General features: G+C 45.5%; 12 protein-coding genes. 5 read left to right on the top strand and 7 right to left on the bottom strand.

Annotated features, from left to right (window positions below; genetic code table 11):
* Window positions 1-422: 422 nt before the first annotated feature.
* The 4 genes from AAKU61_RS20265 to AAKU61_RS20250 all read left to right on the top strand — a co-directional run bounded on the left by AAKU61_RS20265 (window position 423) and on the right by AAKU61_RS20250 (window position 2353).
* Window positions 423-809: a VOC family protein gene (locus AAKU61_RS20265; RefSeq protein ID WP_354335212.1), complete on the top strand. Its 387-nt coding sequence runs from the start codon at window positions 423-425 to the stop codon at window positions 807-809.
* A gap of 313 nt (window positions 810-1122) precedes the next feature.
* Window positions 1123-1509, top strand: a complete 387-nt coding sequence (locus AAKU61_RS20260) for a nuclear transport factor 2 family protein (protein WP_354335210.1) — start codon at window positions 1123-1125, stop codon at window positions 1507-1509.
* Window positions 1510-1676: 167 nt separating this feature from the next.
* Window positions 1677-1979 (top strand): type II toxin-antitoxin system HigB family toxin, encoded by a 303-nt coding sequence (locus tag AAKU61_RS20255; protein ID WP_354335209.1) that lies wholly within the window; start codon window positions 1677-1679, stop codon window positions 1977-1979.
* 11 nt (window positions 1980-1990) lie between these two features.
* Entirely contained in the window at window positions 1991-2353 is a 363-nt protein-coding gene (locus tag AAKU61_RS20250) for a helix-turn-helix domain-containing protein (protein ID WP_354335207.1), read from the top strand.
* A gap of 140 nt (window positions 2354-2493) precedes the next feature.
* Here AAKU61_RS20250 and aceA read toward each other — a convergent pair whose 3' ends face one another.
* Both aceA and AAKU61_RS20240 read right to left on the bottom strand, forming a co-directional pair.
* Window positions 2494-3792, bottom strand: coding sequence for an isocitrate lyase (gene aceA, locus AAKU61_RS20245; RefSeq protein WP_322119244.1), 1299 nt, complete (start codon window positions 3790-3792; stop codon window positions 2494-2496).
* Between the two features lie 375 nt (window positions 3793-4167).
* Window positions 4168-6666: a glycoside hydrolase family 5 protein gene (locus AAKU61_RS20240; RefSeq protein WP_354335206.1), complete on the bottom strand. Its 2499-nt coding sequence runs from the start codon at window positions 6664-6666 to the stop codon at window positions 4168-4170.
* A 189-nt stretch (window positions 6667-6855) separates the two neighbouring features.
* Here AAKU61_RS20240 and AAKU61_RS20235 point away from each other — a divergent pair, with 189 nt between their 5' ends.
* Complete coding sequence (locus tag AAKU61_RS20235; protein WP_354335205.1) at window positions 6856-8211, top strand: O-antigen ligase family protein; 1356 nt, start codon at window positions 6856-6858, stop codon at window positions 8209-8211.
* Window positions 8212-8443: 232 nt separating this feature from the next.
* On the opposite strand, the gene AAKU61_RS20230 is transcribed toward AAKU61_RS20235, so the two are convergent.
* The 5 genes from AAKU61_RS20230 to AAKU61_RS20210 are packed head-to-tail and all read right to left on the bottom strand — an operon-like array spanning window position 8444 to window position 14125.
* Complete coding sequence (locus AAKU61_RS20230) at window positions 8444-9505, bottom strand: acyltransferase family protein (RefSeq protein ID WP_354335203.1); 1062 nt, start codon at window positions 9503-9505, stop codon at window positions 8444-8446.
* Entirely contained in the window at window positions 9505-10467 is a 963-nt protein-coding gene (locus tag AAKU61_RS20225) for a glycosyltransferase family 2 protein (RefSeq protein ID WP_354335201.1), read from the bottom strand. The genes AAKU61_RS20230 and AAKU61_RS20225 overlap by 1 nt, the downstream gene beginning before the upstream one ends.
* Before the next feature lie 8 nt (window positions 10468-10475).
* Complete coding sequence (locus AAKU61_RS20220) at window positions 10476-11537, bottom strand: polysaccharide biosynthesis tyrosine autokinase (RefSeq protein WP_354335199.1); 1062 nt, start codon at window positions 11535-11537, stop codon at window positions 10476-10478.
* Window positions 11530-12972, bottom strand: coding sequence for a Wzz/FepE/Etk N-terminal domain-containing protein (locus AAKU61_RS20215; RefSeq protein WP_354335197.1), 1443 nt, complete (start codon window positions 12970-12972; stop codon window positions 11530-11532). The genes AAKU61_RS20220 and AAKU61_RS20215 overlap by 8 nt, the downstream gene beginning before the upstream one ends.
* Window positions 12973-12985: 13 nt before the next feature.
* Window positions 12986-14125: an SLBB domain-containing protein gene (locus AAKU61_RS20210; RefSeq protein WP_354335195.1), complete on the bottom strand. Its 1140-nt coding sequence runs from the start codon at window positions 14123-14125 to the stop codon at window positions 12986-12988.
* Window positions 14126-14371 lie beyond the last annotated feature (246 nt).

The raw sequence follows: 14371 nt of genomic DNA, 5'->3' as shown, positions 1-14371 counted from the left end.
TGAATTCCCTCGCAGTCAAAACTGCAAGGATAGGTTAATTTACCTGGTCAATATTCAGTGCGTATAACTGCGTTTATCTGGTCAATATTGAGTGCTCGCCAACAATTACTTGGACAAGAAAGCATATTTTCATAAATTCTTGGGAAGTATATGCAAAAGCGTCGATACTCTTGAGAGTGCATAGGTAAGTTTTGCACCCAATTCGGTGCGTGGAACACACCCTACAAATCAAGCATCTCCAACGTCCATCGGTCTTTCGAGAGATTTAAAACAAATTGCCCATCTTTGTTTTGTCGGCTATCTTCGCAAATACTAATTACGTCTTTGAGCACTACAACTACAGCAGGTTTCAACGTAGTAAGTTCCAACACAATACATCCCAACGCAGTACGTCCAAACTTCACCGCCATTAGGAAACTCAAATGAAAAAAGTCACAGGTATCGGAGGCATCTTTTTTAGCGCACAAAACCCGGTCGAACTACGCCCTTGGTATAAGGAGCATCTCGGCATTGATGTCCAGGACTGGGGCGGCGCCGCGTTCACCTGGGCCGATGCTGAGGGCAATCCGACTAAGGGAACGACCGTGTGGTCGATCGGTGCTGCTGATGGCAAGCACTTCGCACCAAACAAGTCGCCCTTTATGATCAACTATCGCGTCGACGACTTGGACGCTGTGCTTCAAGCGCTGCGGGATGAGGGCTGCAATGTTCTGGAGAAGGCGGACGACTCAGAGTACGGAAAGTTCGGCTGGGTCATCGATCCTGAGGGCAACAAGGTCGAACTATGGGAACCACCTGCGGGACAGTGAGTTTTAGATACGTTCTACACGCCGCGTTGCATTAATACTCCTAATGGGTATATTTAACACGTCCATATATTACTTGGACAATAAAGCATATTTGAATAATTTAATGGGGAGTATATGTAATAGATTTGGTGTCGCCAAGCGTATATCTGCAAGTTTTGTGCTTAATGAGGCGCGCTCAACACGCCCTGCGCTTACTGGAGATTGACTAAGCACAAGTTATCTTTGCAAAATACTAACTCAGCTGTCTTATTCGTCCTATTTATTTGTTCGTCCTATAACGTATAACGCGTCATCCACACTCTGGAGAAAATTTATGTCGTCTGGCCCAATCACGATCTGGCATCAACTCGTTAAGGAGCACAACGTGCGAGGACTTGATGCGCTGCTTGCTGAAGACACTGTTTTCTATTCGCCGGTAGTGAATACGCCTCAAGTCGGAAAAAGCGTCACTAAGCAATATCTCAGCGCTGCGCTTCACGTGTTTGCCAATGAGTCGTTTCATTACGTCCGGGAGCTCACGGGTGATCGTGAAGCGATTCTTGAGTTTGAGCTGGAGTTAGATGGCATCGCGATCAACGGTGTTGATATGATCAAGTGGGATGAGGAAGGTAAGATCACTGAGTTCAAAGTGATGCTTCGCCCTCTGAAGGCAGTTAACCTGATCCATCAAAAAATGGCTGCCATGCTTCAGCAAGCTTAAGCTGCGTTCCAGCAACACGTTGCACCAATACTTATGAGAGATATGGTGTATTTACTTAAAAGTTACTCCGATAACGATGCCTATTTCTGCCATTCAGTAATGGCGTGTAACTCAAAATAATTAGAATATTATTTGCGAAAGTCCCAATTTGGGACTAACATACGGTCATGCGAATAATTTCAATCTCCACCATTAAGTCATTGTGGGAAAACAATCCTGCGTTCATTGATGCTAAAGAGCCCGCACTTGCATGGTATCGCCATGCACTGAAGGCTGATTGGGATTCCCCCAATATGGTGAAGCTTGATTTTGGGCAAGCTAGTATTTTGCAAGATGGTCGGGTCGTATTCAACATCGCAGGCAACAAATACAGGCTAGTGGTCTGGATAAATTACCCATACCGTGTAATTTATGTTCGGTTTTTTGGTACGCATAAACAGTACGATAAAATCGACGTGCAAACTATTTAAAAGTAAACAAAATGGATATCAAACCAATACGAACTAAGGCAGATCATAAAGCTGCTCTTAATGAAATTGAATCGCTGATGATGGCGGAATTTGGCTCGCCAGAGGGTGACCGGCTAGATATTTTAGTGACCTTGGTTGAGGCTTACGAAAACAAACATTTTCCATTGGATTTACCAGATCCGGTTGAGGCGATAAAATTCAGGATGGAACAATCTGGTTTGTCGGTTAAAGACCTTGAGCCTATGATTGGTAAGAGTAATCGTATCTATGAGATCTTTAATCATACGCGGCAATTAACCTTGCCGATGATTCGACGTTTGCATGCTGGGCTTGGGATTCCTCTTGAAAGTCTGATTAAAGAATATCATTCATAAAATCAGAAAATCACTATCTACGTACGAAAGTATAAAAACAAAAAACCGCACGATCTGCATCGTGCAGTTTTTCTTTTTGCATCTTATTTAAAAGCTACTGCCTTACAGTTCAGCGCAAATGCGCTAAAACTCAAACAAAATTAAGCGACTTTTTTAGCGTCAAAGAATTGTTCATCTTCTGTCGAACCATGCAAGGCTGTCGTGGAGGATTGACCTTGTTGAATGACTTGTGTCACTGCATCAAAATAACCTGTACCGACTTCACGCTGGTGCTTGACTGCGGTAAAGCCTTTTTCTGCTGCGGCGAATTCTGCTTCTTGCAATTCGACAAAAGCGGACATCTGGTTACGTGCATAACCGTGTGCCAAGTTGAACATGCCGTAGTTCAATGCATGGAAACCAGCCAAGGTGATGAATTGGAATTTGTAGCCCATTTTGCCCAATTCTTTTTGGAACTTGGCAATCGTTGCGTCATCCAGATTTTTCTTCCAGTTGAATGATGGTGAGCAATTGTAGGACAACAATTTACCTGGGAACTTGGCATGGATTGCGTCAGCAAATGCTTGAGCAAATTCCAGATCCGGCTTACCAGTTTCACACCAGATCATGTCGGCGTATTCGGCATAAGCCAAACCACGGGAGATCGCTTGTTGCAGACCTGGTTTAGTTTTGTAGAAGCCTTCAACCGTGCGCTCGCCAGTCAGGAAAGGTTTGTCATTGTCATCGACATCAGATGTGATCAGGTCAGCCGCTTCTGCATCGGTGCGTGCCAACAACACGGTTGGTGTGCCCATGACGTCTGCTGCCAGACGCGCTGCGTTGAGTTTTTCAACTGCTTCACGTGTTGGTACCAACACTTTGCCGCCCATGTGGCCGCATTTTTTAACGGAAGCTAATTGATCTTCAAAGTGGACGCCTGATGCGCCGGCTTCGATCATGGCTTTCATCAATTCAAATGCGTTCAATACACCGCCGAAACCAGCTTCTGCATCGGCCACGATCGGTGCGAAAAAGTCTGTGTCGCCTTTGCCTTCAGACCATTGGATTTGATCAGCACGTGTCAGACAATTGTTGATGCGCTTAACAACCAAAGGTACTGAATTTGCTGGATACAAAGATTGGTCTGGATACATTTCGCCAGCAACGTTGGCGTCGCCAGCAACTTGCCAGCCAGACAGGTAGATGGCTTTTAAACCCGCTTTAACTTGTTGCATTGCCTGGTTACCAGTCAGCGCGCCGAGGGCATTGACGAAGGGCTCGTTATTGACCAGATCCCACAATTTGATCGAACCGTTTTTCGCAATCGTGTGCTCAACTTTGATCGAGCCACGCAGATTAACCACATCTGCTGCGGTGTAATTACGTTTGATACCGATCCAGCGTGGATTGGTATCCCAGTCTTTTTGCAATTCAGCAATCTGTTGTTCGCGTGTAGTCATGGTTCTCTCCTGTGGGCAAAATAAATGAAGCTGTTAAAACTAATGAAAAGTGAATTCCGTTGAGAGAAATAATATGACATTTTTTGCGAAGCAACAAGGTCTTATATAAGACATATAACAAATATTTAATCTTTTAAAATCATATACTTAAATGTTGTTTTTTGCGATGTGAAATAATATTTCTTAAAATGAGAAAAATAAATTGTGCAGAGTCGAATTATTTTTCACATTATGAAATTGAAATTTCACATCATAGGATATGAAAAACAGAAGAGAAATAAAGAAGAAAATTAAGTTTCAGCAGGCTAAAAAATTTGCAATTCCTATCACCAAAATTACGCTGAATTCTACTGAATGACGATAGTTTTAAAATAATTATTCAGTAATTAATTCAAACCAAGGTGAGAGCTGTTCACTTTGCCCTAAGTTAGATAGCCCTAATTGCAGCTCAAATCCGCCGCTGACTTTTTTGATCGCAGTTGCAGGCAAGGCAGTACGGCGCATGCCAGAACCATCCAGTGGAAAAACTTGTATCGCTTTAAATTTACTGGGATAAAACATCGCCATGGGAATACGTTCTAGCCAAACTGGCGCTTGTGAATCGCGTGGCCCAGATGGTTTGTTGCCAGTGTCAGGATCGGGTTCCAAAGTCCACCAGCTACCACCGTATTGCCCGGCAACGGATAAACCAGATGGATATGGGATCAATTTTTTTGGTCGCGCAGGAATGGCATTGGGTTGATTGCCAAGCGCGACGCTTGCAACGGTTAATAAAACACGTTTTGAATTGGCTAAACTGAGGCCATCACGACTGGTCGCCAGGATGGTCGCAAAGCGACGGCTGCCGCTCGGGAACTTGACTGATATTTCAGTCGTTTTTGATGAGTCATAGGAAGAAGAATTTGCAGCAGATTGTATGCTGGCACCACGCGACTCTTCGCCAAAACCCGCCCAGATCAAACTATAAGGCGTACTTGCACTCAATTGCCCCAGAGTAGATTGGTAACGCAAGGCACCAATCTGCCCTTGCTGCCCTTGCGGTCCTTGCCAAACAACACCGTCATCTGCCTGGCTTTGCGAGACTGCATTAGCGGGCACATCGGCCTTAGCCACATTATTAATACCAATCCTATATAAAAATGCCGTCTTCGGTGTAATGCCAAAGTGACTCAGTAAATAGGCCGGATAAGCAGATTCATCTCGCAAGGCACCTAGCATTTGCCTGACATCAGCTGAGAGCAAAATAGTTTTGCGTTCGGCTAATGGTCTGATCTGAAATTGTCGGAACAGTGCAGCGGACGTGCCTGCCGTTGCATACTTTGCCCAATCACCGCTGAGTGAGAAGCTATCGGGTACGGATTTCCACGTATCGCCATCAATATATTGGAAGAAAAATAAACCGTCCCAATCCTGCGCGCTGGCAAATGCCGCCATCACTGGCAATATCTCTGCCCCTTGTCGGTTGGGATATGCCTGATTAAATTCACTCAGCACAAAGGGTTTGTTTACATCCCTGAAATACGCTCTTTGCAACAATTGCGGCCAAGCTTCTTTTAACGCAGATTGATCGCGGATACGCCAATCGTTTCTATCCCAGGCTTGATGCGGAAAATCATAATGGTCCACATAAAAATGCTCATCAACATAGTCCATCGATTGCTGCGCATCGGCATTCATCACGCCGCCGTAATACATTTGTGTACCAGTTAATGGCACCAGATCACCCACCTCAGCGCGTACAGTACGACGCATGATTTCTAGGTATTGTTTATCCATATCGACTAAAAAGCGGGTGAAGTCGATTACCCGCTTTCCGGCACCCTGTGGATGCGGCTCAAACGAATGTCCTAGCAAATCTGGCGGGGCTACGCCGATTTTATTCAAACCGCGTCTTGCTAGTGTGCGCATCTTTGCTGCCCAGCCATATTCACCCTCTAGCACCGAGGATTCGCCCGCCTTGACCAGCAAGCCGCCCTGCTTGGTCAGATCGCAGCTTTGCCATAGCTGGCAGGCTTGCGCTGCGCTGCCGTATTGTCTTACAGCCCAATGCTGCCATTGCAATTGCAATAATCGCTCGTATTCCCCTTTTAAATGATCCAGATCGCCTCTTTGCCATGCGCCGAGTAAAGACGATTCGTTATTAATCTCTATCATCGCTAATGCCGGATCATTGTTGAGCGCAAGACGGCGTATTAATCGTCGGGCGTATTCAACTTGCAGGCTGATCATCTTAGGTTCAAACAAATGCAAGGGATGACTTGCAAATGGCATTTGCTCACCCGGCGACAAAGGGGTGACGCCATCGACTGCAGGGCGAAAGGTGTAACCCACATGCAAATTCAGATTGACGTAAATACCTTCGGCTTTTAGTGCATCAATAAACACCCGCAAACGGCTTATCGCAGTGGCATTAAAAGTAGGAAAAGCTCCTGTGGTCAATATGCCGCGCGGTTTGTCTTCATCATCGCTCAGGATGCTGTCCAGATGATGCAAGCGCACTGCGTTAAAGCCCATCTTGCGCAAACGTTTTGCAATTCTTGGCGCATCCGCCTCTAGCGGAAAATTAGCGGAATTACTCAGGCTAATACCAAACAATCTGACGCGTATGTCGTCTTTGGTATTTGCCCTACCATCGACACCAACCCGATAAAAGTGTGCCGCTTTGACAAAAATTTTATCCGCATCGGTGATGCTGTGATTCATATTACTAAAATCAGGCGCACCGCTTAAGGCATCTTCATCAATCTCAAACGGATAATAATCAGGCTCCGCATGGGCTACCGAGCTTGCCAGAACTTGCCAGACAAATAAAAAGCCCGCCAATGTCAATAAAAGCTGGCGAATGAATGATGGAAGACGAGCAGCAAAAAACATGGCTGAGAATTTAATAAAGTTTAGTAGGATGGGGAAATCAGAATATCGCAGAATCCTATGGGATTGAATAGCGCTAACTTTGAGCAGATCGATAAAATGCAGCAATCATAGAGTTAAATTTACAGTTGCTATCATTTAATACCTACTTTCAAGGCACAATACTGGCTGGCATTCATACACAGCAAGACCATGCAACTCTCCACAAGCCCAGCAACGCCATCAGGTAAAGCAAATCCAGCCCTCGCTGCTAACCAGGATCAAGCTTCTTTGAACTGGATAGAGGTGATCGCTGTGCGCTCCTTGATTGTATTGTTTGTACTGTTCTCTTTGCTGCCTTACGGGATCTCTTGGGATTATGCTGGCACCTCAGAACTGACGATGGAAGGTTCGCTTAACACCAAGCTGGAATGGGGTAGCTTGTTTCTAATCTCCGGGGTCCTACTGATCCGCCATCTGCCCCAAACTTTGCGCTATCTGCGTGCGATTAATCCCTTTTTATTACTGCTGATTTTATGGTGTCTGGCGTCTACATTATGGTCGCCGCTGCCTGCGGTGACGTTTAAAAAGGCAATACAGTTATTCGGCCTGGTCATGATAGGACTGGCGATACAGCTAAGCGACCGTCCCTTAAATTTATTTGTAAGCGATCTGAGATACACCCTGACCGCAATTTTGATCGCGTCATTTTTTGTGGCAGTGGCTATCCCGAGCATCGGGATTGATTATGAATTGGGTAATGCCTGGCGCGGTATTTTGTCGCAAAAAAATGAACTGGGACAGGTCGCGGCGCTTTGTTTTTTGCTATGGCAAGTCAGCACTTGTTTAGGCCAGACCTCGCTACGCTCAATGGTGATCGGCTTATTGTTTTGTTTTTTTGTACTGGTCATGTCGAAGAGCTCTACCAGCCTGGCGATGGCTATTTTAAGTTCTTTTCTTTTTCATTTATTCCGCAAGCAGCGGATAGGTTCTAATTATTCGTTGACCAGAGTTTTTCTCAGCATAGGCATGCTGATTATTCTAATGACGTTTGCGTTTTATATGTTTGAGTCGCGCATGCCAACGTATGGCGAAGTATCGGGTCCGATTGCGGGTCTGTTTGGCAAAGGCTCCGATCTCACCGGGCGCACCGACATCTGGCAATTAATTGACCTTGAAATTGCGCGCCACCAATGGATAGGATTAGGCTACGGCGCTTTTTGGCTAGGGCCTGGCAGTCTGTCGCAATACATTATTGATGCCTTGTACTGGGTACCTCTTCAATCACATAACGGCTATCTGGATATTTTGAATGAGCAAGGATTGATCGGCATGGGGTTTGCCATTCTGTGCCTGGCGAAACAATTCCAGCAATTATTCTTAATGTCTTATGTAGACAGATTACAGGCGGCGTTTTGGGGAACAATGCTCGTGGTGGTCATCATTACCAACTTCACAGAGAGCAGTCTTTTCCGCGGGTTTGGATTTCAGAATGTGCTGTTTATTTTTGCATTAATGACAGTCACATCCTCTTTAAAGCGCTTAAAAGAAGCGTCTGCACAAGCTTAAATTGATAACTTGCTAGCTTTTGGCGAGCCTGGCGCAACATCAGATAAGCGAATTAAAATACCACATACTCCCCATCATTTTATAAAAAATCGGCTTATAGGCCAGCAATCCTCTGGACAATTAAATATACATACTAGGAGTATGTTATTTATGATTTATATGAATTTGAGTAAATATAGCTGATTTTGTTACGACTCAGCGAGGTGCTTATCGCTAAAATGCATCGCAGCATTTAATGTAAAAACTTCCGCCCAAGTCGCAAAAAATATTGCTCAACAAAACGATAAGATAAATGCGCACAAAGAAAAGACAGTGCCATCATGACGACTATCCGCGACACAAGTGCCGCGTCAGGCATCCATACAGTAATCAAAGCGAACACAAGATAATGGTACAAATATAGCGAGTAACTGACTTTGCCGATGTATACCATAGGCGCAGATGAGAACAACCGAGTGATCAGATTGTCCGCAAAAATCAGATGGAAAAACAAGGCGGCCATCGCAATGCCTTGAATCGAGTAACGCACGCTTTCACGAAAAATCTGATCACGTATCAGCAAAGAACTCAGCATTAAAACGACGCCGGCCAAAAATATCCGCCAATCAGAGAAGAAATCACGCGCACTTGGATAACGATGTAGTAATAGCGAAAATCCAGTGCCGTACAAGATCGAATCGACCCGGGTATCCGTCGCTTTATAAATTCTGTCGGGGGCCAGATAATCCAGCCCGATCTGCGTAACCAGATACCAGCGCCACAACAACACTGCCACTAAGGCAACAACGATCAAGCGCAAAAACCACTTAGTGTTGGAAGCAAGCGCCGCGAATAAAAATGGGAAAACCAGATAAAAGTGCTCTTCAACTGCCAATGACCAAGTGATGGATAAAGGCGCAGGCATCAGAGTGCTGCTAAAGCCAAAAAATATCGCAAAATAATTCGCGAAATAAAAAAATACTGATAACAGTTCTACTAGCCTGATTGGCTCACCCACCATCCACATTGCCAGTAAGGAGCAAGCCACATAGACGATCAAAGCAGGCATCAAACGGAACAAGCGGCGTACATAAAAATGACGAACATCGATTTTCTGATCCTGATCAAATTCCTGCAACATCAAGCGTGTGATGATGAAGCCACTGATAAAAAAGAAAATCGTCACACCCAAACCACCGGGCACAATATGCCCCAGCCAAGCATGTGAAATCACGACAAGCAAAATCGACACTGCGCGCAGACCATCCAGAGCGAGCAAGCGTGATGCAGGCGATTTCGTCAGCGGCAGCGACATCAGGCTGTACCGCCGTAGGCTTGTGAAAGACTACCGAACAAATAGCTAATTTTGCCCGCTTGTGAGGCAACAATACGCACCCAATGAAACGACTTCAAGGGTTTAAAAGGCAACAGCACAATCGCCAGGCCAGCAGCAATCAACAACTGTATCGCCGCCCTCACCGCAAGATAAGCGGCACGACCATGGCGAGAAAATCCGTGCTTCATCGCAAGCTCGGTACGCATAAAAAGTTGTCCGGTGCGATAAGAGCGTTGTACCAGCCATTTGGCTTGGGCCCGCTCCAGCGGTATCCATTCATACACCGGCGCCTCATCACACCAGACCATCACCGCGCCGTTGGCGGCAAGTTGCCGGAACAAGATAGAGTCTTCGCCACCGGTTTTACCGTAGGTCGCGTCAAACGGACCGCTCTTGTAGTCTATGCTCGGGTCACCATTATCCAACTTGCAAAGCTGCATTAAAGCGCTACGTCGGATTAACACATTCCCACTGCGGGCATCGGTGTGGTCGATGAGGGTACCGGTAAGCAGGCGGCGCCGATCAAAATAGCCGCCACGTCGCAACCAACCAGCTACGCCGTCGGCGTATTCTGCTAGGACTGGCGCAAATACAACATCGGCGTGATAGCTTTGCTGGGTGAGGATTAAGGCGGCAAGCCAGCCATCAACGGGGCGTTCGTCATCGTCAATAAAGACGACCCAAGTACCGACTGCGGCATGCACTGCAGCGTTTCTAGCAAGAGAAATATTGGGCTCACTGAGCGCAATGGCGACTAAATTTTCGCACCAGGTGGATTGCGCCAAAGCCAATACTGATTTTGCTGATTGTGCGGGATCGTTATCAACCACAACAATCTGTACCGAGACATTATTGACATTCTGGTGGCGGATTGCAGTCAACAAATTTGCCAGCAGTTCCGGGCGGCGGAAAGTGCAAATGCAGATACTGATATCGGTCATATTGATTTTTATCGGAAAATTTTTGCGGATAATTTTGCAAAAAACCCCTGGCGACCACGCATAAAATTAGCTGTTTGATTTGCTTGGCCAATCGGATTGTCATTATCGTCTGCACTTTCAGCCAGCTGGTTATAGACCGTGCCCAGTATCTCAACACCTGCCGCTTGCAGATCAGACATGGTTTGGCGCAGAAGTGCAAGTTGAGTAACGTCTTTGCGTGCCAATACCAATGCAGCGCCAATTTGGTGTGAAACTATCTGGGCATCCGATGCCAGCGATGATGCATGAGTATCAACCACAAAAGCATCAAACTGATCCCAGCAAGACGCTAGCAAATTATGTAGATTGGGCGCGCGCAATATCTCTAAAGGATTGGGCGGCTTGGGTCCTGCTGGCAAAATATGTAAATTAGGCATGAGCTTAATCAGCACATCATCCATTAACTTGCGCCCGGCCAAAATCGATGACAGACCATCGGGACGGTCTAGTCCAAAATAATCCTGCTGAGCAGAGTCACGTAAATCGGCATCAATCAACAAAGTACGCTTTCCAGACTGCGACAAGGCAATTGCGAGACTCGCCGCCATATAACTTTTACCCTCGCCGTTTGCAGGACTGACGAAGTTGATTTTGATTTTGTCTTTTTGCTCGAACTTGAGCAACAACTCACTCCGTAAGCGGCGAATCTCTTCCGATTCCAGACAAAATGGATAATGCAAAATCTTTAATGAAGGATGCGCTTTGCCAACTAATAAGTTCTTTGATGCATAACCAAATTGCTCGCTCAATGCTAGATTCAATTGATCTGATGTGAGAAAACCTAAGGACAACGCGGCGTCACCAAAGCGCAGATTTTTTTCTATTTGTGTGCGGGCAATTTGTTCAATCTGTGGCGTCGTCAAGAGACCTTTTTCAAGAAAGAGTTCTCCGAGGCGACCGATTTTTGGCAACGCCGATTCGCTCACTGGCGTGACTAAATGCTGAGCCGGATCTGTAGCTAAATCAATAGCGGGATTAATATCCGCTGCACTAGCAGATGCAGTAGAAAATTCTGATGGAAGATTATCCATGCAGCCCCCCTGATTTTTCAGCATCTATCATTTTCTGATGATCAAATAGTTTTTCTGCAAAACCGACTTTGGCTAATACCGGCACCTCAAACTCTCGCTCTAAATCGTCAATACAACGCACACGTCGATGCGCCAACTCCAGTAAGAATGCCGCGCCTAAGCCCAAGAATATTCCAGCGATCAAACCAAAAATGACATTATTACGGAGCAAAGGCTTAGATTGTTTTTCGGGTAGTTCTGCACTACGCATCAAGGTTGCGTTAGATATCACAACGTTACTGGTCATCAGCAAATCATCAAATTTTTGTATCGCAGCGTTATAAACTTTTTGCACGCTATCCAATTGCCGTTGATAAGAGCTAATCACATCTCTGTGTATTTTATTTGCCAGCGTGCGCTTTTCGTATATCGCTATATCCGCTGCAATGACCTTCTCTTGTTGCTGCAAACGCGATTCATTTGACAGCAGAGCCGCGACTGCGGTGGCTGATTCTATTTTCAAGCGATCATTTAAGGATTTGAGCTCGCCCTCTATCGCCACGTAACGAGGATGCCGCACACCTAAGGAAGTTTTTGCATTGGCTAATTGCATTTCCAGCGTACTAATACCTGCTTTCAGCCCGGATATATTCCCTATGCCGGCGATCTCCGGGAGGTCGGCACCAAGATTACCACCATGCATCAAGCGTTCTAAAGATTGGCGTTTGGCTTGAGCCTCGATTCGTGCCACTTGCACCTCAACCAGATGCACGCCCAGACTTTCCATTTGTTTGGACTCGGGATCTGCACGCTCATCTGCATCAATGATCTGATGTTCTTGCTGATAGCTTGTGAGTTTCTTTTGCAAATCATCAATTTGTCTGCTCATATTCTCTAATTGAGCATTGTATTGATCCCGTCTTGCCCGGGCAGGCGCATTCGCCATCTCTGTTGATAATTCCATATACGATTTGACTACGGAATTAACCATATCTTTTGCATCTTGCCGATTATTTGATGCGTAGCCGACCTCAACGACACGACTATTTTTGTGCTGCGTGACCTCGATATTTTTGACGATTTCTTCCGCCATCGCCCGCATACCACTTTGCTCCCCATATTTTTTAATATACGCTTGTGCGGCACTGCTACTCTCAAGTCTGCGCTCTGCAATCACACGATCTGCAACTTGCACGCTCTTGATCACATCAAACTGCGTCTGCAAAAAACTCTCATCTTGCAGTGGATTAAACTGGCGACCACCAATCGGATCATTGATACGGTAATCGATATAAATATCGGATGTAGCAATATAAGTTTTGGGCAATACCAGACTAGCTACCATGGCAATGGCAACGGCAACGACCACAACTGCGGCAATTAATATGCGCCGGGCATATAAAATTGCGCCAATTTGCGAGAAGGACAATAGCAGATCGCCGGGAGAATTTCGCATAGTTTCAGTCGCTTTAAAACAGCCGTTCGTTAATAAAAACAACGTCGCCTGGTAGCACCTGATCGGTTATTTTTGCAGGAATTTCTTTGACTGCGCCCTCGTCTGTTTTGCGATAAATAATCATGCGGCGCGTTGAACCGCGCTCGGTTACACCGCCACCGATAGATAACACACGCATCACCGTCAACTCTTCTTCTATCGGGTAATTGCCTGGCTTTCTGACCTCGCCATAGACATAAAACGATTTCTGCGCGGAGACAAACAAGACATCATTTGGCAATATTTTTTGATTCAGTTTTTCTGATATTTGTACCGTCTGAGCGTCAATTTTTAGGGGGATATAATTTACTGATTCAGCGGCCGCATTAGCTTGCCCTTTGGCTTGCCCATTCGTGCGACGCATAATGCTGATCCCTTTATCAGCGCGTCCATTTAAACCACCAGCCAAACTGAGCGCATCCAACAAAGTTATTTGTCCTTGTAAGGGATAACGTCCTGGTCGCTGCACCTCACCCAATACAGAAAAACTGCGGCTTAATTGCTGCAATACTTTAATCGCAACTTTGGGACTGCGTACGTATTGTCCTTGCTCTAAGCGATCTGCAAACAGGCTGGCAATCTCTGCCGGCGTCTTGCCTTTGGTATCTATCACGCCAACCAAAGGCAAAGTAATCACACCGGTTTCTCCGACGGTGACATCTGCAGTCAAATCTGGTTGACCAAATACGGTGACTAAAAGTTGATCGCCAATACCGACGAGATCACGAACATTATCGGCACTGTCGACGTTATCGGTGTAGTTAATATTTTTGACATTACCTGCGTTGGTATCCGCCTTAAGGTCCGCTTTGATGTCACCGTTTATTTCTTTAGTTTTTTCGTTCAGAGGGGCTTTTTCGCCGCTTGCTACCGAATTATTTTTGAACGGATTATTTTTGAACGGACTATTCTTAGCATTGCTAATCTCACTAGTCGTAATCCTGTCGAGCAATTTTAGACTCAGAGCGGCGTCAGTAGTATTGGCTGGCGGAGCTTGGGTCGCCTTTGCATCGATGGTTTGCGCATTCAAAGGAAAACCAAAAGCCAAAAACAACAGCAGGCTGCACAGAGCGTGAACTCGATAATTATGATGACGGCAAAGTGAAAAATTCATCTCTCTGGGTGTCCTGCTATAAAAGAACTCAATTCTATCTTGCTATAACAAACTATTTGCAAATTTTTGTCATGAAAACAATCTGGCTAAGATATAAACTTATGAAAACCTATAAGCCCATGTTTCAACTTTATTTTGATGTTATTTAGATCGAGATCTTTGCACGATAAAAAGCCAAGCAGAGTGTTTACCTCAAATGAGACAATAGCAACAGGATAAATTTAAAGAGTGGCAATCATGGCGTGG

Origin of the sequence: Undibacterium sp. GrIS 1.2 (assembly GCF_040544435.1) — a bacterium.
Classification (GTDB): domain Bacteria; phylum Pseudomonadota; class Gammaproteobacteria; order Burkholderiales; family Burkholderiaceae_D; genus Undibacterium.
The sequence above is the reverse complement of the archived record's forward strand: the minus strand, read 5'-3'. Positions and strand labels throughout refer to the sequence as shown.